Source organism: Methylobacterium nodulans ORS 2060 (assembly GCF_000022085.1).
Lineage (GTDB): Bacteria > Pseudomonadota > Alphaproteobacteria > Rhizobiales > Beijerinckiaceae > Methylobacterium > Methylobacterium nodulans.
The window spans coordinates 3,525,818-3,543,958 of sequence record NC_011894.1 but is presented as its reverse complement, the minus strand read 5'-3'; the positions used below and the strand labels follow the sequence as shown (position 1 = coordinate 3,543,958).

At 66.1% G+C, this 18,141-nt stretch carries 16 protein-coding genes; 11 read left to right on the top strand and 5 right to left on the bottom strand.

The window, feature by feature from the left end; translation table 11 throughout:
• The first annotated feature begins 1 nt into the window (after position 1).
• The 3 genes from MNOD_RS16185 (at position 2) to MNOD_RS16175 (ending at position 2,840) form a co-directional block, all read left to right on the top strand.
• Positions 2-715, top strand: a complete 714-nt coding sequence (locus tag MNOD_RS16185) for an ABC transporter ATP-binding protein (protein ID WP_015930000.1) — start codon at positions 2-4, stop codon at positions 713-715.
• A gap of 44 nt (positions 716-759) precedes the next feature.
• The gene (locus MNOD_RS16180; RefSeq protein WP_015929999.1) at positions 760-1,545 is read left to right on the top strand and encodes an SDR family NAD(P)-dependent oxidoreductase; all 786 of its coding nucleotides are present in this window, start codon (positions 760-762) and stop codon (positions 1,543-1,545) included.
• 74 nt (positions 1,546-1,619) lie between these two features.
• Positions 1,620-2,840 (top strand): ABC transporter substrate-binding protein, encoded by a 1,221-nt coding sequence (locus MNOD_RS16175; protein WP_015929998.1) that lies wholly within the window; start codon positions 1,620-1,622, stop codon positions 2,838-2,840.
• Here MNOD_RS16175 and MNOD_RS50315 read toward each other — a convergent pair.
• From MNOD_RS50315 to MNOD_RS16155, 4 genes are all read right to left on the bottom strand, one after another.
• Positions 2,837-3,124, bottom strand: coding sequence for a class II aldolase/adducin family protein (locus tag MNOD_RS50315; RefSeq protein WP_083786682.1), 288 nt, complete (start codon positions 3,122-3,124; stop codon positions 2,837-2,839). The genes MNOD_RS16175 and MNOD_RS50315 overlap by 4 nt on opposite strands.
• 265 nt (positions 3,125-3,389) lie before the next feature.
• Positions 3,390-4,166, bottom strand: coding sequence for an ABC transporter permease (locus MNOD_RS16165; protein ID WP_015929997.1), 777 nt, complete (start codon positions 4,164-4,166; stop codon positions 3,390-3,392).
• Between the two features lie 3 nt (positions 4,167-4,169).
• On the bottom strand, positions 4,170-5,006 hold the full coding sequence (locus MNOD_RS16160; RefSeq protein WP_157091476.1) for an ABC transporter ATP-binding protein: 837 nt from the start codon (positions 5,004-5,006) through the stop codon (positions 4,170-4,172).
• Positions 5,007-5,034: 28 nt separating this feature from the next.
• Positions 5,035-6,033, bottom strand: a complete 999-nt coding sequence (locus MNOD_RS16155; RefSeq protein ID WP_015929995.1) for an ABC transporter substrate-binding protein — start codon at positions 6,031-6,033, stop codon at positions 5,035-5,037.
• A 156-nt stretch (positions 6,034-6,189) separates the two neighbouring features.
• On the opposite strand from MNOD_RS16155, the gene MNOD_RS16150 reads away from it, so the two are divergent.
• From MNOD_RS16150 to MNOD_RS16130, 5 genes are read left to right on the top strand one after another with little or no spacing between them, the layout of a single operon-like run.
• Positions 6,190-8,286 carry a hydantoinase/oxoprolinase family protein gene (locus MNOD_RS16150; protein ID WP_015929994.1) on the top strand — a complete coding sequence of 699 codons (2,097 nt, stop codon included), beginning with the start codon at positions 6,190-6,192 and terminating at the stop codon, positions 8,284-8,286.
• On the top strand, positions 8,283-10,019 hold the full coding sequence (locus MNOD_RS16145) for a hydantoinase B/oxoprolinase family protein (RefSeq protein ID WP_015929993.1): 1,737 nt from the start codon (positions 8,283-8,285) through the stop codon (positions 10,017-10,019). Before MNOD_RS16150 ends, MNOD_RS16145 begins: the two co-directional genes overlap by 4 nt.
• A complete protein-coding gene (locus tag MNOD_RS16140) occupies positions 10,016-10,876 on the top strand; it encodes a sugar phosphate isomerase/epimerase family protein (protein WP_015929992.1) in 861 nt (286 codons plus the stop codon). Before MNOD_RS16145 ends, MNOD_RS16140 begins: the two co-directional genes overlap by 4 nt.
• An 8-nt stretch (positions 10,877-10,884) precedes the next feature.
• On the top strand, positions 10,885-11,625 hold the full coding sequence (locus tag MNOD_RS16135) for a TetR/AcrR family transcriptional regulator (RefSeq protein WP_015929991.1): 741 nt from the start codon (positions 10,885-10,887) through the stop codon (positions 11,623-11,625).
• Positions 11,626-11,652: 27 nt separating this feature from the next.
• The gene (locus MNOD_RS16130) at positions 11,653-12,459 is read left to right on the top strand and encodes an aldolase (RefSeq protein WP_015929990.1); all 807 of its coding nucleotides are present in this window, start codon (positions 11,653-11,655) and stop codon (positions 12,457-12,459) included.
• 573 nt (positions 12,460-13,032) lie between these two features.
• On the opposite strand, the gene MNOD_RS16125 is transcribed toward MNOD_RS16130, so the two are convergent.
• On the bottom strand, positions 13,033-13,584 hold the full coding sequence (locus MNOD_RS16125) for a cupin domain-containing protein (RefSeq protein WP_015929989.1): 552 nt from the start codon (positions 13,582-13,584) through the stop codon (positions 13,033-13,035).
• A 153-nt stretch (positions 13,585-13,737) separates the two neighbouring features.
• Here MNOD_RS16125 and aptA point away from each other — a divergent pair, with 153 nt between their 5' ends.
• The 3 genes from aptA (at position 13,738) to MNOD_RS16105 (ending at position 18,003) form a co-directional block, all read left to right on the top strand.
• Entirely contained in the window at positions 13,738-15,063 is a 1,326-nt protein-coding gene (aptA, locus tag MNOD_RS16120) for an omega-aminotransferase AptA (RefSeq protein WP_015929988.1), read from the top strand.
• A gap of 853 nt (positions 15,064-15,916) precedes the next feature.
• Complete coding sequence (locus MNOD_RS16110) at positions 15,917-17,236, top strand: quaternary amine ABC transporter ATP-binding protein (RefSeq protein WP_043748823.1); 1,320 nt, start codon at positions 15,917-15,919, stop codon at positions 17,234-17,236.
• Complete coding sequence (locus MNOD_RS16105; RefSeq protein ID WP_015929986.1) at positions 17,152-18,003, top strand: ABC transporter permease; 852 nt, start codon at positions 17,152-17,154, stop codon at positions 18,001-18,003. Before MNOD_RS16110 ends, MNOD_RS16105 begins: the two co-directional genes overlap by 85 nt.
• Positions 18,004-18,141: the final 138 nt, after the last annotated feature.

The following is an 18,141-nucleotide window of genomic DNA, read 5'->3' as shown; positions in this document are numbered from 1 at the left end:
CATGGCCGCACCGATGCTCGAAGTGCGCGGCGCCGACGTCTTCTATGGCGCGAGTCAGATCCTGTTCGGTCTCGACCTCTCGGTCGAGCGGGGCCAGACCATGGCGCTGCTCGGCCGCAACGGGGCGGGCAAGAGCACGACCTTCAAGGCCATCGCCGGCCTCGCGCCGCCGCGGCGTGGGGAGATCCGGCTGGCGGGGGTGCCGGTCTCCGGCAAGGCGCCCTACCGCATCGCGCGGGCCGGGATCGGCTACGTGCCCGAGGACCGGCAGATCTTCCCGGAGCACACGGTCGAGGACAACCTGATCGTCGGCGCCAAGCGCGGCCCGCGCGGCGAGGCCCACTGGACGCTGACGCGCATCTACGAGGTCTTCCCGCTGCTCGCGGGGATGCGCACCCGCATGGCCGGCCGCCTCTCGGGCGGCGAGCAGCAGATGCTCACCATCGCCCGGGCCCTGATGGGCAACCCGGATATCCTGCTCCTCGACGAGCCGAGCGAGGGCTTGGCGCCGATCATCGTGCAGGCGATCGGCGGGCTGATCCGCACCATGCGCGGTATGGGCGTCACCATCCTGCTCGCCGAGCAGAACATGCATTTCTGCCTCGACGTCGCGACCCACGCGACCGTCGTGGACAAGGGGCAGGTCGTCTACTGCGCCCCGATGGCGGAGCTGCGCAGCAACGCCGCGATCACGCAGCGCTTCCTCGCCGTGTAGCGCGCCGGTCCCCGTGCGGGGGCGGTTCTTTGCAGGAGTCGATGATGGAACGGGACGAAGGACGCGGCCGGGTCGCCCTGGTGACCGGCGGCGCGAGCGGGATCGGGCGCGCGACCGCGGGCGTGCTGGCCGCGCGGGGATGGCGCGTCGTCATCTCCGACATCGACGCGGCACGCTGCCTGGAGGCGGCCGGGACGATCGGGGCCGAGGCGGTCCCCTTCGACGTGGTGGACGAGGCGGCGACCGAGGCGGCGCTCGCCGATATCGAGGCGCGGCTCGGCCCCGTGGACGCGCTGGTGGCCAATGCCGGGCTGATCCAGCCGGGCGGCCGGCCGGAGGACCTGCCCCTGTCCGAGTTCGACCGCATCATCGCGGTGAACCTGCGCGGGGTCTACGTGTCGTGCCTGAAGGCCGGGACCCGCATGGCCGGGCGCGGCCGGGGCGCCATCGTCATCACGGGCTCGGTCACCGCCTCCCGGACGGCCCCGCTCCATGCCTACGCGCCGTCGAAGGCGGCGGCCGTCCACATGGCGGCCTGCCTCGCGGCCGAATGGGGCCGCTCGGGCGTGCGGGTGAACGCCGTCTCGCCGGGCTACGTCGCGACCCCGCCGCTGCAGGCCGCCATCGACCGTGGCCAGCGCGACCCGCGACTGCTGACGGAGGCGGCCGCGCTCGGACGCCTCGTCGCGGCGGAAGAGGTGGGACGCGGGGTCGCCTTCCTCCTGTCGGACGACGCCTCGGCGATCACCGGCATCAACCTGCCGGTGGATGCCGGGTGGCTCGCGGGCGCGCATCTATCGACCTATGGCGGCGTGCGCCCGGCCCGCTGATGCCCTGCGCGGCCCGCACCGATGGGCCGGCCGCCGAAGCAAGACCATGGTCCGCAAAAGGGGAAGTAGACGCAATGAAGGCGCGGTCACGCTTCTGTGCCCTGATGGCTCTGATGCTGGGGTCGAGTGCAGTCCAGGCCCAGATCTCCGACAACGTGGTCAAGATCGGCGTGCTCTCCGATATGAGCGCCGGCCAATCCGACAGCACGGGACCGGGATCGGTGGTGGCGGCCCGCATGGCTGTCGAGGATTTCGGCGGAAAGGTGCTGGACCAGCCCATCGAGGTCGTCTCGGCCGATCACCAGAACAAACCCGATGTGGGTTCGAACATCGTCCGGCAATGGCTGGAGCGACAGCAGGTCGACGTCGTCGCCGACGTCCCGACCTCGTCGGTTGCGCTCGCGGTCCAGACGCTCACGCGGGAGCGCGACCGCATCTTCCTGAACTCCTCGGCAGGCTCGTCCGACCTGTCCGGACCGGCCTGCTCGCCCACGGCGATCCACTGGACCTACGACACCTACTCCCTGGCCAATGGGACGGCCGGTCCCCTCGTCAGCCAAGGCGCGGATACGTGGTACTTCATCACGGCCGACTACGCCTTCGGCCATGCCCTCGAACGCGACACGAGCCAGGCCGTGACGCGGAACGGCGGCAAGGTCTCGGGCACCGTGCGGCATCCTATGGGCATGGCCGACTTCTCCTCGCCCCTGCTGCAGGCGCAGGCCTCGCAGGCGAAGGTGATCGCACTGGCCGATCCCGTCGGCGACACCGCCACGGCGGCCAAGCAGGCCGGCGAGTTCGGCATCCAGGTGCAGGGCCAGAAGCTCGTGGGCCTGCTCATCGACGTCGTCGACCTGCGGGCGATCGGGCTTCCCATCGCCCAGGGCATGCTGCTGACGACCTCGTTCTACTGGGACCGGGACGACGAGACCCGAGCCTTCGCGAAGCGCTTCTTTGACCGCCACAAGCGCATGCCGACCCAGTTCCAGGCCGGCGTGTACTCGAGCATCATGCACTACCTCAAGGCCGTGCAGGCGGCAGGAACCGACGAGGCGAAGGCCGTCGTCGCGAAGATGCGGGAGATGCCGGTCAACGACTTCTTTGCCCGGAACGGCAGGCTGCGCGAGGACGGTCGCATGGTTCACGACATGTACCTCATGCAGGTCAAATCGCCGGCCGAGTCGAAGGGCGAGTGGGATCTGCTCAAGCTCGTGCAGACGATCCCGGGCGAGCGGGCCTTTCGCCCACTCGATGCCGGCGGCTGCCCCTTGGTCGCCAAGGACCGGAAAGACTAGAGCGCTCCCCGCCGGCGTGGAGGCCGGTTCGGCACAAGGGAGCGCGTCACATCAAGGCCTGAGAGCCGTGAGCCGACCCAACCGGGGCGGGCAGGGCTGCGATGCGGTAGATCGCGCGGAAGCGGCGTCTGCGCGATCCCGAAGGGGATCACGGACGGCGAGTGGCTGTGGATGACGGAGTGCAGGTCGGGCCGCACCCGGTAGATCTCGGCGTGGATGAAGCGCGCCAGGAAGACCGGCCGGCTCCTCGGGTCGACCGGGTTACCATCGAGATCAAATTCCATGATGTCGTCCGCCGTGACCCCAGGGCCGGCGTCCCGGAGCGCGTCATCGAACCGGCTCGGGTTGCGCTGGAGGCTGCGGAGAATAGAACCGTGCGCAATCAGGCCGGCATAATGCACCCGCAAGGCCCTGAAATTCCTGTTGGCTTTTCGATGACAAGATGAATCTCTCAACCGGGGAAATGCAAGTCACGCCCCAGAATTGTGCACCTCACCCTGCCTGTGGATTCTCCGCATGTGTCAAATGCAATGGTGGATTGGGACACGCTCAATGCCCCGGCATGTGACCTCGTTGAGAGACGTGCCAGGGCAGGGACAGTCGTTCGGCCCCTTCCACGACGTAGAAGAGTATGGTGCCGAGAATTCCGAGCAGGATCAGGCAAACAAAGACGCGAGGTGTATCGAATTGCCCTTGAGCGGTCAGGATCGCGAAGCCGAGCCCCTCGGAGCCGGCCACGAATTCCCCGACAATGGCGCCGACCAGTGCGAAAGAGATCGCGACCTTAAGGCCAGCGAAAATGCTCGGCAGCGCGTTCGGCAGCCTGATCTTGGCAAGGATCGCGAGCTGACTCGCTCGGCTGATCCTCGCAAGGTTTAGCATGTCGGGATCAACCGAGCGAAGGCCGAGCACAGCGTCGATCACGACGGAAAAGAGAGCGAGCATCAGCGCGATGCCGATCTTCGGCTCGATGCCGGTTCCCATCCAGATGACAAAGAGTGGCGCGAGCGCCACCTTCGGCACGCTGTTGAGCGCGACGAGAAGCGTGTAGACGGTCTTCTCCAGCAGGCGCGAATGCACAATCCCTATCGCGAGAACAAGACCGAGGAGCGCAGCGAGTCCGAAGCCAGCCAAGGTTGTGTAGAGCGTGAAGGCAGTCTGCCGAAGAAAATAGGTCGGTGTCTGCAGAAATTCCGACATGATGACGCTTGGCGCCGGCAGGATGATCGGCGGCGGCTTGATCAGCCACACACCGAACTCCCATAAGGCGAACGCCACCGCGATGATGCCTAGGACCGACGCGATCTCATGCAGAGTGGAGCGCATGGTTCAGCCCTCCTTGAGGATGCCGAGGCCGGCGAAGAGGTGGCGGACATGAGCCACGTAGCGTCCGAATTCGGGAGTCTCGCGCACGGCGAGGCTGCGCGGGCGCGGCAGGTCGATCTCGAGCACTTCGGCGATGCGGCCGGGATTGCGGTCCATCATGACGACGCGGTCGGAAAGGAAGATCGCTTCCGAGATTCCGTGCGTGACGAAGACCACCGTCTTCCTGGTGTCCTGCCAGATGCGGGCAAGCTCAAGATTGAGGTCGTCGCGCGTCATGGCGTCGAGAGCCCCAAAAGGCTCATCCATGAGGAGAAGCTCGGGATCGCAGAGGAGCGCTCGGCAGATCGAGGCGCGCTGGCGCATCCCGCCCGACAGCTCCCAGGGATGGCGGTTCTCGAATCCCGAAAGCCCGAAGCGCTTGAGGAGTTGCATGGCGCGCGGTTTCAAATCCTCGCGCCTCAGCCCGAGGAATTCGGCCGTGATGAGCACGTTGTCAAGGATCGTGCGCCAGTCCAGAAGCACGTCGCGTTGGAATACCATGCCAGCCTTCGCTGGCGGGCCGGAGAGCGGCTGGCCGCGGATCTTGAGTGATCCGGTGGTGATGTTCTCAAGACCGCCGATGCATTTGAGCAGCGTGCTCTTGCCACATCCGCTGGGTCCGAGGATCGAGAGAAACTCACCCTCACGGACCTGGAGATCAATCCCGGAGAGGGCCTTCACCGCGCCGTGGCGCGAACCGTAGGCTTTGCCAACGTTCTCGATGGAGATGTAAGCGGGCGCCTCGCCAGCCGAGGAAAGGCCACCGACCCTGAAGGCGGTTGCTGGTTCGATCGTCTTCATGGCGAGGGTCGTCCTCATGCGAGTTCCCCTATTTGATCAAGTCGTTGGTGTAGTAGTCCGATGTCTTCCATCCCGGCTTCACGGCCCCGGCCGCCTCCAGGCCTTTGAGAGCCGCGTTCCAGTCGCTGTCCGCCTGCCAGCCGATGGGCTTGCCTTGGGTGGCCGGCGTGTCGAAAAAGGCAATCGTGAGCCGGATCTGCTCGGCGAGCGCTGTGCGATCGAGCTTGGCGTCGGGCCGCTGCTTGACGATGGCGTCGACGCCCTCCTCGATCTTGCCGTCGCGGAGGTAGGCCCAGGCCTTGGCCTGCACGGCGACGAGCTTGGCCAAAGCCTCCCTCTTGGCCGCGATCGTCTTTTCCGTCGCGACCAGCCCGTAGCTCGGATAGGCGACGCCGGCATCTTCGGCCAGGATCGCCTTGGAGGGCCGCGCCGCCGCGGCGATCGGGAGCGCCGAGGGCTCGGTCGACATCAGGCCGTCCGCGCGCTTGGCGGTGTAGGTGCCCCATAGCGCCGCCGGGTCGACGAACATGATTGTGGTCTTGGTACGGTCGAGGCCGCCCTGCTTGAGCCAATAGTCGATGTAGGGGGCCCAGGGACTCGCGGCGAAGACCACCAACGTCTTGCCAGCAAAGTCAGAGACCTTCTTGATCGGCGAGTCCTTGTCGACCAGCACTGCGAGATCGGTGCGGCGCCCCCACCCGGCGATGCCCTTCACCTGGGCGCCGTTCTCGCGTGCCTGCGGCAGGAGGCCGAGCTGGATCTGGCCCACATCGACCTGGCCGGCATTGACGAGTTGAAGGGTATTGCCTGAGCCGCGTCCGTCCTGGACGTCGACGTCGAGCCCGGCCTCCTTGAACCAGCCCTTCTCTTTGGCGAGGTGCATGGCGGCATGCACGCCCCAGGGCGAGAAATCGAGCCGGACGCTGACCTTCTCCTGGGCCAGCGCGGGCAAGGCCGAGATCGCCAGCACCGCAAGACCGACCCCCATCCCGCGCAGGGCGCGGGCCCATTGAGTGGTTCGCTCCATCGTTCCCTCCCGGCTCACTCCTTGTAGACTAACCGGTCCAACTAACGGCGCAAGCCCAATCTTGCGCCTCTTCCTGCCTCGCAGATCGCTGCAGCTAAGCTTGACTCCGGTCATTTGCAGGACTAACCACCTAGTCCAATAGAGAGGAGAGGCCTCATGGCTGGAGCGAGCGGCACCGCCCGGATCGGCGTCGATATCGGGGGCACCTTCACGGATCTCGTGCTCACGGATGCGGCAGGGCGGACCTTCCAGCGCAAGGTTTCCTCGACGCCTGCGGCGCCAGAGGAGGCCGTGCTCACTGGCGTGCGCGAGATCCTCGACCAAGCGGGCATCCCGGCCTCCGAGGTCGGCGAAGTCGTGCATGGGACTACGGTCGGATCGAACACGCTGCTGCAAAAGGTTGGTGCTCCGACCGGCCTCATCACAACCCGCGGCTTCAGGGACGTGCTCGAGATCGGGCGTTTGCGGACGCCAGGCATGTTCGACCTGCAATGGGAGAAGCCGCGGCCGCTCGTGCCGCGGCGCCATCGCCGCGAGGTTGCGGAGCGCATCACGGCCTCGGGTGCGATCCACACGCCGCTCGACGAGGCGGAACTGATCGAGGCGGGTCGCGCACTCGCAGCGGAGGGGATCAAGTCTGTTGCGATCTGCTTCCTGAGTTCCTACCGCAATCCGGAGCATGAGCGCCGGGCTGAGGCGCTGCTCGCCGAGCATGTGCCCGAGTTGCAGGTGACGACCTCTGTCTCGGTCCTGCCCGAGGCCAAGGAGTACGAGCGCACCTCGACGACGGTCGTGAACGCCTATGTGCGGCCGGTGCTGGAGGCCTATCTGACGCGGCTCGAGCGGGGTCTCAGCTCGATCGGCGTCTCGGCGCCCCTCCTCGTCTGCAACTCCAACGGCGCGCTCGCCTCGTCGGGGATGGCCCGGGCGAAGCCCGTCTTCTTCATCTCGTCAGGCCGCGCGGCGGGCGTCGTCGGCGGAGGCCGCCTGGGCGAGGCGCTCGGGGAAGGCGATCTCGTCGTCTTCGACATGGGCGGAACCACCGCCTCAGCCTCCCTCATCCAGGGAGGTCATCTGATGCGGGTGTCGGAATACGAATTCCGGGCCGGCATCTCGACGCCGAGCCGTTTCATCAAGGCGGGCGGCTACATGATGAGCGTGCCGACCGTGGACGTCGCGGAGGTCGGTAGCGGCGCGGGCTCGATCGCGCATGTCGATGAGGGCGGGCTCATGAAGGTCGGGCCGGTCTCGGCTGGCGCCGACCCGGGCCCCGCATGTTACGGGATCGGCGGCGACAAGCCGACCGTCACCGACGCGAACCTCTATCTCGGCTATCTGCCGGATACCCTCGCGGGCGGCTCTCGGAAACTCTCGCGCGAAATGGCGGAGGCTGCCATTGCGCGCGACCTCGCCGAGCCCTTCGGCCTGGATGCCGCAACGGCGGCCTACGGCGTGCGCGAGGTTGTGAACGCCAACATGGCCCGCGCCATCCGGGCAGTCACGGTCGAGCGCGGGGTCGATCCGCGCGACTTCACGCTCGTGGCGATCGGCGGCTCCGGCCCGGTCCACGCCGTCGACATCGCCCGGCTCCTGTCGATGCCGCGCGTTCTCGTGCCGGCCTCGCCGGGGGTCTTCACGGCCATGGGCATGCTTGCCGGCGACGTCGAGCACTACCTGATCCGCCCACTTCCCGGCCGCCTGGACGGCATCGACCTCGAAGGCGCGCGCCGGATCGTCGACGAGCTTGCCGCCGAGGCGCGCGAGCGGCTTCTCCGAGAAGGGGTCGCGGACGAGGACATCTCCCTCCAGCCCGAACTCGACATGCGCTTCCGCGGCCAGGAGATGTCGCTCGCCGTGCCCTTCGGTGAGGCAGCCGATGCGGCGAGCCTGCGCGTGGCCTTCCTCGCTGCCTATGGCGCCATCTACAGCTACGCCTCTGACGACATCATTGAGACGGTTAGCCTGCGCCTGATCGGGCGGGGCCTGCGGCCGGGCAAGCTCGACTTCCGGCACAAGCAGGAGAGCGTCGAAGCCGCTCCCGGCCCGAGCGAGCGCCGCGAGGTCTATTTCGGGCCGGAGCGCGGCTGGATCGACACGCCGATCTACGACCGTGCCACCCTGCGGGGCCGCGTCGAGGGGCCGGCCATCCTCCAGGGGGCGGACTCGACCGTCCTCGTTCCGCCGGATGCGTCCGCCGTCACGGATCCGCACGGGAACCTTCTCATCACGCTCGCCGAGGGAAGCCTGTCATGAGCAAGCGAATCGATCCGATCACCTTCGCGGTGTTGAAGAGCGCCCTCGAATCCATCGTCGATGACATGGCCTACACGGTCATGCGGACCGCCCGCTCGCCCATCGTGCGCGACGTGCTCGACTACTCGACCACCATGTGCGACGCGAAAGGACGCATCCTGGCCCAGGCGAAGACGGTCGCGCTGCATCTCGGCGCGGTGCCGGACGCCATGGAGGCGCTCATGCGCCACTACGGAGACGATCTTCATCCCGGCGACGTCATCATTTTCAATGATCCCTATGATGGCGGCATGCACCTGCCGGACATCTTCATGTTCAAGCCGATCTTCGCCGGACCACGCCACGTGGGCTTCTCGGTCGTGATCTGCCACCATTGCGACGTCGGCGGCAGGGTGCCGGGCTCGAACGCGAGCGACTCGACCGAGATCTTCCAAGAGGGCTTGCGCATCCCGCCGCTGAAGCTCCTCGACAAGGGTGTCCGCAATAAGACGCTGTTCAACATCATCGCGAAGAACGTCCGCTTGCCCGACCTTGTGATCGGCGATCTCGACGCGCAGCTCGCGACCTGCGCGCTGGGTGAGCGCGAATTGCTGCGCCTCGTCGACAAGTACGGGATCGCACAACTCGAGGGCTTTCTCGAAGAATTTCTCGATTATGGTGAGCGACTCTCCCGCAGGGCTTTCGCAGCTTGGCCCGATGGAACCTACCGCTTCACGGACTACATCGATGGCGATGGGTTCGACGAGGCGCCCATCCCGATCAGGGTCGCCGTCACGGTCGAGGGCGATGGTCTGATCGTCGACTTCGCCGGGTCCTCGCCGCAGGTGCGGGGGGCCATCAACTCAACGCTCTCCTTCGTGAAGTCGGCGACCTATCTCGCTGTTCGCTGCACCCTGGATGCGGATGTGCCGAACAATGCAGGCCTGTATCGCTGCATCGACATCCGCGCACCCAAGGGCTCGCTCCTCAACCCCGACTTCCCGGCTCCCGTCGCGGCGCGGGCGCTCACCGGCTACCGCGTCGTGGACACCGTGCTCGGAGCGCTGGCCCAGATCGTGCCCGACCGCGTCTCGGCGGCGGGCGAGGGCGGCAACTCGGTCGTCTGCCTCGGCGGCTATGACAAGGAGACGCGGGAGCCTTTCATCGTCGTCGATATGATCAACGGGGCGCTCGGTGCCCGCGCCGGCAAGGATGGAATCGACGCGATCACCAATCCCTCGCAGAACATGTCCAACATGCCGGTCGAGATCATGGAGGCGACCTATCCGCTCATGATCGAGGAATATGCGCTTCGCCCAGATTCGGGCGGAGCCGGCCGGAACCGCGGCGGCATCGGCGTCGTCCGGCAATACCGCCTCCTCGCCGATGAGGCGGTCATGCAGCTCCGCACGGACCGTTACACGACCAGGCCCTACGGCCTCTTCGGCGGGGAACCTGGCCTGGCCTCGCGCAACATCCTCACGAAAGCTGAGACGGGGACCGCCGAGGTACTGCCGAGCAAGATCACCCGTACGGTCCGGAAGGGCGACGTCATCCGCCACGAACAGGCCGGCGGCGGCGGCTACGGCAATCCCCACGCGCGGGATCCGGCCCGGGTTCTGGAGGACGTGATCGATGGAAAGGTGACCGAGCGCTTCGCGCGCGAGGGCTTCGGCGTCGTCATCCGAGAGGGGGCCGTCGATGACGTCGCGACGGCACGCCTGCGCGGCACAGGTACGAGGAGCGCCGCGTGAGCACGTCTCGTCCGGATCTCTCCCGCTTCGCCATCAACCAGATCACGACCCGCGACTGGACGCTCGCGCAGGCCGTCGACGGCTATGCCAGAGCCGGTGTGCGAGGCATCGGGGCCTGGGTCCAGTACGTGGACGATGCCGGCACCGCGGCCGCCGCGCGGCTGATCCGTGAGGCAGGGCTCTTCGTGCCCTGCCTGTGCACGACGGCCTGGGTGAACCTCGCCGACTCCACCGCCTACCGGGCCGCTCTCGCGGAGAACCGTCGCCGGCTCGACATGGCGGCGGAGATCGGCGCGAAGACCCTCGTCGTTGTTCCGGGAGGCCTCGCCACGGGCGAGCGCGACCTCGCAGCCGCGCGCCGCCGCGTGGCGGAGGCGCTGGCCGAGCTTCTGCCCTATGCACGCTCGGTCGGCGTGGCGCTCGGGCTGGAGCCGCTGCATCCCATGTACGCGGCGGACCGCTCGTGCCTTTCGACCTTCGCGCATTGCCTCGATCTCTGCGAGCTGCTGGGCACCGGGGCCGGTATCGTGGCCGACGTCTATCATTGCTGGTGGGATCCGAACTTCATCGCAGGCTTGGAGAAGGCCGGACCGGACCGTATCCTGACCTTCCACCTCTGCGACTGGCTCGTCCCGACGCGGGACGTCTATCAGGACCGTGGCATGGTGGGCGACGGCGTCATCGACATCGCCGGCTACCGGGCGGTGCTCGATCGGATCGGCTACGATGGCCCGTTCGAGATTGAGATCTTCTCGAAACTCGATTGGTGGCTGCGCGACGGCGCGGAGACGACGCGGATTGCCGTCGAGCGCTGCGCGCCTTTCGTTTCCCCGCGGCCCCAGGCTAAAGCGGCGTGAGGTCCACGATGTTCGCGGTCCCGCCGACAGAGCCCAAGCACGACGTGAAAGAGCAGCCGCGCAAGCGCGATTCGATCCAGACTCAGGAGCGCATCCTCCTGGCAGCCCAGGCGGAATTCGCCCGCAAGGGGTATGACGGTGCGCGCGTCGATGCCATCATCGACCGGGCAAAGATCAGCAAGAACCTCCTCTATCACCATTTCGGTTCCAAGGAGGATCTCTACATCCGCGTCCTGGAGCGGACATACGAGACGCTGCGTCGGCGCCAGGGCGACGTCCCGCTCGCCGGCCTTGATCCCGTCGAGGCGATGCGGCGGCTCTGCGAGAGCACCTTCCAGGTCTTCATCGACGAGCCCGACATCATCGTGATGCTGAACACGGAGAACCTGCATCGCGGCAAGCACATCTCCAAGTCGCCCATCATACGGGCGCTCTACAACCGCCTCTCTGACACGATCCGTTCGATCCTCGACGAGGGAGTGCGGCAGGGTGTGTTCAGGCCGAACGTCGATACGGTCGAGCTGTACATCTCCATGTCGGCGCTCGGCTATTTCTATCTGTCGAACCGCTTCACGCTCTCGCTCCTCTTCGAGCGGGATCTCAAGGCGCCCCAGAACCTCGTGCATCGGAAGGCACACATTGTCGACATGGTGTTGTCATACCTGACGAACGGCGCCCCAAAGGGCAGCTGGACGCCGCAGGCACCCTCATCTCCTCCGGCCGAGGCGCCGGAGGAGACCAAGCCCTGAATCCCGAGCCGAACCCCGCAGGCAACCATGGCCCATTCTCTCAACCGAGACCCTGCTCCTGTCGCTTCGGTTCCGGCCGATCGCCTGAACCGTCCCGCGCTCGACAGTGACGAGGTGATGCAGGCACGCATCGACCTCGCCGCCTGCTTCCGCTTCGCGGACCGGCTCGGCATGCACGAGGGCATCTGCAACCACTTCTCCGCCATGGTGCCGGGGCACGACGACCTGTTTCTGGTAAACCCCTATGGCTATGCCTTCCGCGAGGTGACGGCCTCGAAGCTCCTGATCTGCGATTTCCACGGCAATGTCGTGCAGGGCGAGGGCGAGCCGGAGGCGACGGCCTTCTACATCCACGCCCGGCTACACAAGAACGTGCCGCGCGCTCGCGTCGCTTTCCACACGCACATGCCTTACGCGACGGCGCTCACGATGGTCGAAGGCGATCCGCTCGTCTTCGCGGGCCAAACGGCTCTGAAATTCTACGGCCGTACGATCGTCGATGGGGACTACAACGGCCTCGCACTCGACGAACGGGAGGGCGACCGCATCGCGGCCGCGATTGGCGATGCCGACATCGTCTTCATGAAGCATCACGGCGTGATGGTACTGGCTCCCACTATTGCCGAGGCCTGGGACGACCTCTATTACCTTGAGCGGGCGTGCGAAGTACAATGCCTTGCGCTGTCGACGGGTCGGCGGATTGTCCCTGTCTCGAAGGAGATTGCCGAAGCCACGGCGCGGCAGATGAGGGCTGGAGACGCGGAATCCGCCAAGCTCCATCTTCAAAGTCTTCGCAGGACCTTGGATCGCCAGGAGCCCGACTACCGAAATTAGCGGCCGCCTGGAGCGCTCCCCGCCGAAGTGGATGCCGGTTAGGCGCAAGGGAGCGCGTGACTGCAAGACCTGAATAGAAACCGACGTGGGTGGCAGCCGCCCCGCACTTCAGCATGAGGGCCGGAGTTGGGTGCCATGAACGGGAGTGCTCATTCAGCCACGGTTTCATCCGTCAGGGTGAACCCGGCCGGTGGCGAACTGACACCGACGGCCCGAGATGCTGACGCGCATGCTCACGCATCGGGCCGTTGACCCATCTCGAAGTGTCGACACCAAGCCAAAGGCTTTGAGACGAGGCTTGGCGACAATGCGAGACCGGAACCAGCGGTCCTTTTCAAGGACCGTTGGTATAACAACTCAATTCTGGATTATCGATCATCTTCTGCGTATTTTGATTCTTCGTCGGTCACTATGAGAAAGACGGGTCAATGTCGTCTCAAGCAAATGCCGAAGAACTTAATTTCTATGTTAGTCATTAGGTATTAAAAAGTCGCGTTGACGCTCGATCGAAAACCTATATCGCGATCAAACATTCATTTGCCGTCGAGTTGCGAGGGTTGAGATCGGCTTCAATTAGAAGCTGGGCGGAGTGCAGGCACTAACGACCTCGCATGGTAGTGGGCCGATGCACCGGAAGCGGTGGGGGCGGCGGCTTGAGAAGTAATACGCGTCCCCGGGCCCAAGGATGCGTCGCTCGTCGTCGACCGTCACTTCGAGCCGCCCCGACAGCACGATGCCGCCCTCCTCGCCGTCATGGGCGAGCGGGATGCGCCCGGTATCCGCGCCCGGCTCGTAGCGCTCCTTGAGCAGCTGCAGCGCACGACCGAACAGGGCATCGCCGACCTGGCGGTAGGAGATGCGCCCCTTCCCGATCTCGACCAGTTCCTCGCTGGCATAGAACGCCTTCTCGGACCGGTCCGGCGTGAGAGAGAAGAACTCCGCCAAGCCGATTGGCACCGCGTCGAGGATGCGCTTGAGCGCCCCGACCGAGGGATTGGCCTTGCCGGACTCGATCAGCGAGATCGTCGAATTCACGACCCCGGCCTTCTTGGCGAGCGCGCGCTGCGACAGGCCGTGCCGGAGCCGCACGTAGCGCAGCCGCGCTCCCACACCGTCGTTCGTCATGCGGTTCCCGTTCAGGTTGTTGCGGTTCTCGCAACATTGCCGCGCGTGCACAAGCAATGTCAAAGGGTTATGCCGACAAAGAAAAGGACTTGTTGGGGCTCTCGGAACAGGGTGTCTGCGGGTGGTCCGCACCACGACACGGAGACCGCCGCCATGCCTGCCCAGACCCGAGCCAACCGACCGAGCCTCGACGCCTACTGGATGCCCTTCACGGCCAACCGTCAGTTCAAGGCGGCCCCGCGCCTGCTGGTTGCAGCAGAGGGTATGCACTACACGAGCGAGGATGGCCGCCGCGTTCTCGACGGCACGGCAGGCCTGTGGTGCGTCAACGCGGGGCATGGGCGCCGACGCATCGCCGCGGCGGTGGAGCACCAGCTCGCAACCCTCGACTACGCGCCCTCCTTCCAGATGGGCCACCCGATCGCCTTCGCGTTCGCCGAGCGGCTGGGCGCTATCGCGCCGGGCGGCCTCGACCGCGTGTTCTTCACCGGCTCGGGCTCGGAATCCGTCGACACGGCGCTCAAGATCGCCCTCGCGTACCAGCGCGCCATCGGGCAGGGGACGCGCACGCGCCTGATCGGCCGCGAGCGCGGCTATCACGGCGTCGGCTTCGGCGGCATCTCGGTCGGCGGCCTCGTCAACAACCGCCGCGCCTTCCCGCTCCTGCCGGGCACCGACCATCTCCGGCACACGCACGACCTCGCCCGCAACGCCTTCGTGAAAGGGCAGCCCGAGCACGGGGCGGACCTCGCGGACGACCTCGAGCGGCTCGTGGCCCTGCACGGGGCCGAGACGATCGCCGCGGTGATCGTCGAGCCGGTGGCGGGCTCCACGGGCGTCCTCGTGCCGCCGAAGGGCTATCTGGAGCGCCTGCGCGAGATCGCGACGCGGCACGGCATCCTGCTCATCTTCGACGAGGTGATCACGGGCTTCGGCCGCCTCGGGGCGCCCTTCGCCACCGACTTCTTCGGCGTGACGCCGGACCTCGTGACGACGGCCAAGGGCCTGACCAATGGCACGATCCCGATGGGCGCCGTCTTCGCCAGCCGCGCCGTGCACGACGCGCTGATGACCGGGCCGGAGAACGCGATCGAGCTCTTCCACGGCTACACCTATTCCGGCCATCCGGTCGCCTGCGCGGCGGGCCTTGCGACGCTCGATGTGTACGAGGAGGAGGGCCTGCTCACCCGGGCGGCGGCGCTGCAGGATCATTGGCACGAGGCGATGCACGTCCTGCGCGGCGCCCCCCACGTGATCGACATCCGCACGATCGGGCTCGTCGCGGGAATCGAACTCGCGCCGCGGGCCGGGGCGCCGGGGTCGCGCGCCCACGCGGTGTTCGTCGACTGCTTCGAGAAGGGCCTGCTGATCCGGGTCACCGGGGACGTCATCGCCCTCTCGCCGCCCCTCATCACCGAGCGCGCGCAGATCGACGCCATGGCGTCGATGCTCGGGGACGCCCTCGCGCGCGCGGCCTGAGCTCGCGCGCGCGGCCAGTCCGGACGGGCCGTGCTCGGCCGCGCGCGCCGCCCGCCGGGTCAGTCGTGCGGCGGCGTGATGATCCAGACGACCTTGGTCTCGACCTCGCCCGGATTGGCGCAGCGATGCCGCCCCGTGCTGCTGTAAGGAGAAGCTGTCGCTGACCGCGAGGCGGAACATCTTCTCCCCGATCCACAGGTCGAGCGTGGCGGCGAGCGCCAAGCCCGCCTCCATACCGTCGTGGCTGTAGAAGTCGCCGTCGGAGCCGGGGGCGATCGTGCAGAGCAGCACCTCCAGCGGACCGCTCAGGTTCGGCGAGAGGAGTTCCTCCGCGATCCCCGTGCCGGTGAACGACATCCTGCGGCGGTCGGCCCGCACGATGAAGTCCCGCTCCTCGGGCGGGCCGAGCGTCTGCGGCGCTGGCAGGCCGTGCGTGCTGTCCAGGATGGTCATGTCAGCCCTCTTCAAAGCAGAGGCCATAAGCCAAGCACGGCGCGCCACTCTGCCGCACAGGTTCCAGACGTGAATGGGCGGAGAACCGACCCAAGCTAAGCTTCCGTTTTGCCGATAGCTCCTGGAGAGCTGCTATGGGCTGACCCTCCTGGGCGGCAATGGGACATATTTTGCAAAATCCATTTGCATTGGTGCTGAAAATGCAGGCAATTTTGCGCTGCAGCACGAGTTTTCGGTACTAAACTTCCACACGTGTCGGCGCCTACCAAAAAACTGTCGCAATGGGACAAGCCGGCCGGCGGCCACTCGCTACTTTTTGATAGTCCTAGATAAAAACCTGTCGGATTGCTGAAGGCGGAAAGTCTTCCCGCAAGGCGCCGAATCGATAGGGAGTGTACGCATGGGCCGACTGTCTCTCGTGGGCGTCAGCAAGATATTTGGGGCGAACTGCGCCGAGGCTCTCGACCTCATCGCAAAAGGAAAAGGTAAGAACGAAATTGCTGCGACATGCAACGCTGTCGTCGGCCTGCGCGACATCTCGTTCGATATCACCGAAGGAGAAATTCTTGTCCTGATGGGTCTTTCGGGGTCGGGAAAGTCGACTCTGTTGCGCTGCATGAACAGACTGGTCGAGCCGAGCTGCGGACAGATCGTCGTGGACGACGTAGACGTCACCAAGCTCAGCCGCAAGGAGCTTCTGGCATTCCGCCAGAAGAAGTTCGGCATGGTGTTCCAGCACTTTGCGCTCCTTCCGAACCGGACGATCCTCGGAAACGTCGGCTTCGGCCTCGAGATCAGACGAGTTCCGGCCAGGCAGCGCATCGAGCGGGCGATGCAAGCCATTGAGCTCGTCGGCCTGAAGGGCTGGGACAGCAAGTATCCGCATGAGCTCTCCGGCGGGATGCAGCAGCGCGCAGGACTTGCGAGGGCGCTGGCCGCCGATGCGGACATTCTCCTGATGGACGAAGCCTTTAGCGCTCTCGACCCTCTCATCCGGCGCGACATGCAGGCTGAGTTGCGGGAACTCCAGCGGAAGCTGAGGAAGACGATCGTCTTCGTTTCTCATGATCTCGACGAAGCCATATCGCTCGGCGGCCGCATCGTCCTGATGAAGGACGGCGAGGTGGTCCAGATCGGGCAGCCCGAGGAGATCGTCGCTCGCCCCGCGAACGAGTATGTTGAGCGGTTCGTCGAGCATATCGACGTCGCCGCTGTATTCAAAGCGGAACAGGTTGCCGACCGTTCGAGCGTCGTTCTTGCTTCCACGCAGACGGTCGCAGAGGCCAGAGCGGCGACCGCAGCCACGGCCGACGATGCGTGGCTCGTCGCCGACGACGACGGCCGGTTCGTCGGCCGTGTCTTCGCGAACAAACTCGGCGCAGCCCGCTCCACGGAGACCGTCTCCTCCCTGCTCGACCTCGGGGTCGGCGCCGTGGAGGCGGACGCTCGCCTGGAAACGATTTTGGAGCAGGTGGCAGTCGAAGGGGCCGTGGCTGTCGTCGCGCGCGACGGGCGCCTGATCGGACGCGTGGCGAGCCGCGACATCGTGCGGGCATTGGCGTCCAGACCTGGCGCCGCCCATGGAATTCGTCACACGGGCCCTGTGACATGCCCGAACCCGGCAGGAGCGGATCAATGGAGTGGAACGTCCCCAAATTCCCCCTCGATGCGATCAGCGATGATGTTCTCGGCTGGCTCACAGACCATGGGAGCTGGCTGACCCGGGCCGTCAGCCGCAACATCTCCGACTGGATCGACAGCTTCACGACCGCGCTCGTATCGCTCCCGCCCTGGATCTGCATCGGCATCGCCACGCTGGTCTCCTACCGTATCGGAGGCCGGAAGATCGGGGTGCTGACACTGGCGGGCCTCCTGTTTCTCTGGAACCTGCGGCTTTGGCAGTCGACCGTCGAGACGCTCGTCCTGGTGACGCTCGCAACTGTCGTGGCTCTGGTGATCGGCATCCCGGTGGGAATCTGCTGTGCGCTCAGCCGACGCGCTTGGCGGCTGTTCTCGCCGCTGCTCGACATGATGCAGACGCTGCCGAGCTTCGTCTATCTGATCCCCGCTCTTCCCTTTTTCGGGCTGGGCGCCGTGTCGGCGTGTTTCGCGACGATCGTCTTCTCCGTACCGCCCGTGATCCGGCTCACGGCTCTCGGCATACGGGGCGTGCCCACCGAACTGGTCGAGGCGTCCGATGCCTTCGGCGGCTCGGCGGCTCAGAAGTTGTTCAAAGTTCAGCTTCCGCTGGCGCTCCCGACCATCATGGCCGGCGTCAATCAGACAATGATGCTTGCCCTCTCCATGGTCGTCATCGCGGCGATGATCGGGGCAGGTGGTCTCGGCCGGGAGGTCTGGCAGTCGATCCAACGGCTCGAAGCCGGTGCAGGTTTCGAAGCAGGGATCGGGATCGTGATCGTTGCGGTCATCCTGGACCGGGTGACCCAGGCCCTCGCGGCCCGAGCACGTCCCCACGGCACGGCGTAGGAGCGTTCCCTGCCGAAGTGGATGCCGGTTCGGCGTCAGGGAGCGCGAAAAATCAAGAACTCAGAGCCGCCGACCTGATGCAATCAGGTCGGCGGCTCTAGAGAGCTTCCCGCCCAGGCAGATGCCGATCCGGCGCCA

Bases quoted from the DNA above. Each gene is read 5' to 3' on its own strand.
- MNOD_RS16165 (WP_015929997.1), bottom strand. From the start codon at position 4,166: ATGCGCTCCACTCTGCATGAGATCGCGTCGGTCCTAGGCATCATCGCG.
- MNOD_RS16135 (WP_015929991.1), top strand. From the start codon at position 10,885: ATGTTCGCGGTCCCGCCGACAGAGCCCAAGCACGACGTGAAAGAGCAG.
- MNOD_RS16105 (WP_015929986.1), top strand. From the start codon at position 17,152: ATGGAGTGGAACGTCCCCAAATTCCCCCTCGATGCGATCAGCGATGAT.
- aptA (WP_015929988.1), top strand. From the start codon at position 13,738: ATGCCTGCCCAGACCCGAGCCAACCGACCGAGCCTCGACGCCTACTGG.
- MNOD_RS50315 (WP_083786682.1), bottom strand. From the start codon at position 3,124: ATGGAATTTGATCTCGATGGTAACCCGGTCGACCCGAGGAGCCGGCCG.
- MNOD_RS16150 (WP_015929994.1), top strand. From the start codon at position 6,190: ATGGCTGGAGCGAGCGGCACCGCCCGGATCGGCGTCGATATCGGGGGC.
- MNOD_RS16130 (WP_015929990.1), top strand. From the start codon at position 11,653: ATGGCCCATTCTCTCAACCGAGACCCTGCTCCTGTCGCTTCGGTTCCG.
- MNOD_RS16180 (WP_015929999.1), top strand. From the start codon at position 760: ATGGAACGGGACGAAGGACGCGGCCGGGTCGCCCTGGTGACCGGCGGC.
- MNOD_RS16110 (WP_043748823.1), top strand. From the start codon at position 15,917: ATGGGCCGACTGTCTCTCGTGGGCGTCAGCAAGATATTTGGGGCGAAC.
- MNOD_RS16185 (WP_015930000.1), top strand. From the start codon at position 2: ATGGCCGCACCGATGCTCGAAGTGCGCGGCGCCGACGTCTTCTATGGC.
- MNOD_RS16175 (WP_015929998.1), top strand. From the start codon at position 1,620: ATGAAGGCGCGGTCACGCTTCTGTGCCCTGATGGCTCTGATGCTGGGG.
- MNOD_RS16125 (WP_015929989.1), bottom strand. From the start codon at position 13,584: ATGACGAACGACGGTGTGGGAGCGCGGCTGCGCTACGTGCGGCTCCGG.
- MNOD_RS16145 (WP_015929993.1), top strand. From the start codon at position 8,283: ATGAGCAAGCGAATCGATCCGATCACCTTCGCGGTGTTGAAGAGCGCC.
- MNOD_RS16160 (WP_157091476.1), bottom strand. From the start codon at position 5,006: ATGAAGACGATCGAACCAGCAACCGCCTTCAGGGTCGGTGGCCTTTCC.
- MNOD_RS16155 (WP_015929995.1), bottom strand. From the start codon at position 6,033: ATGGAGCGAACCACTCAATGGGCCCGCGCCCTGCGCGGGATGGGGGTC.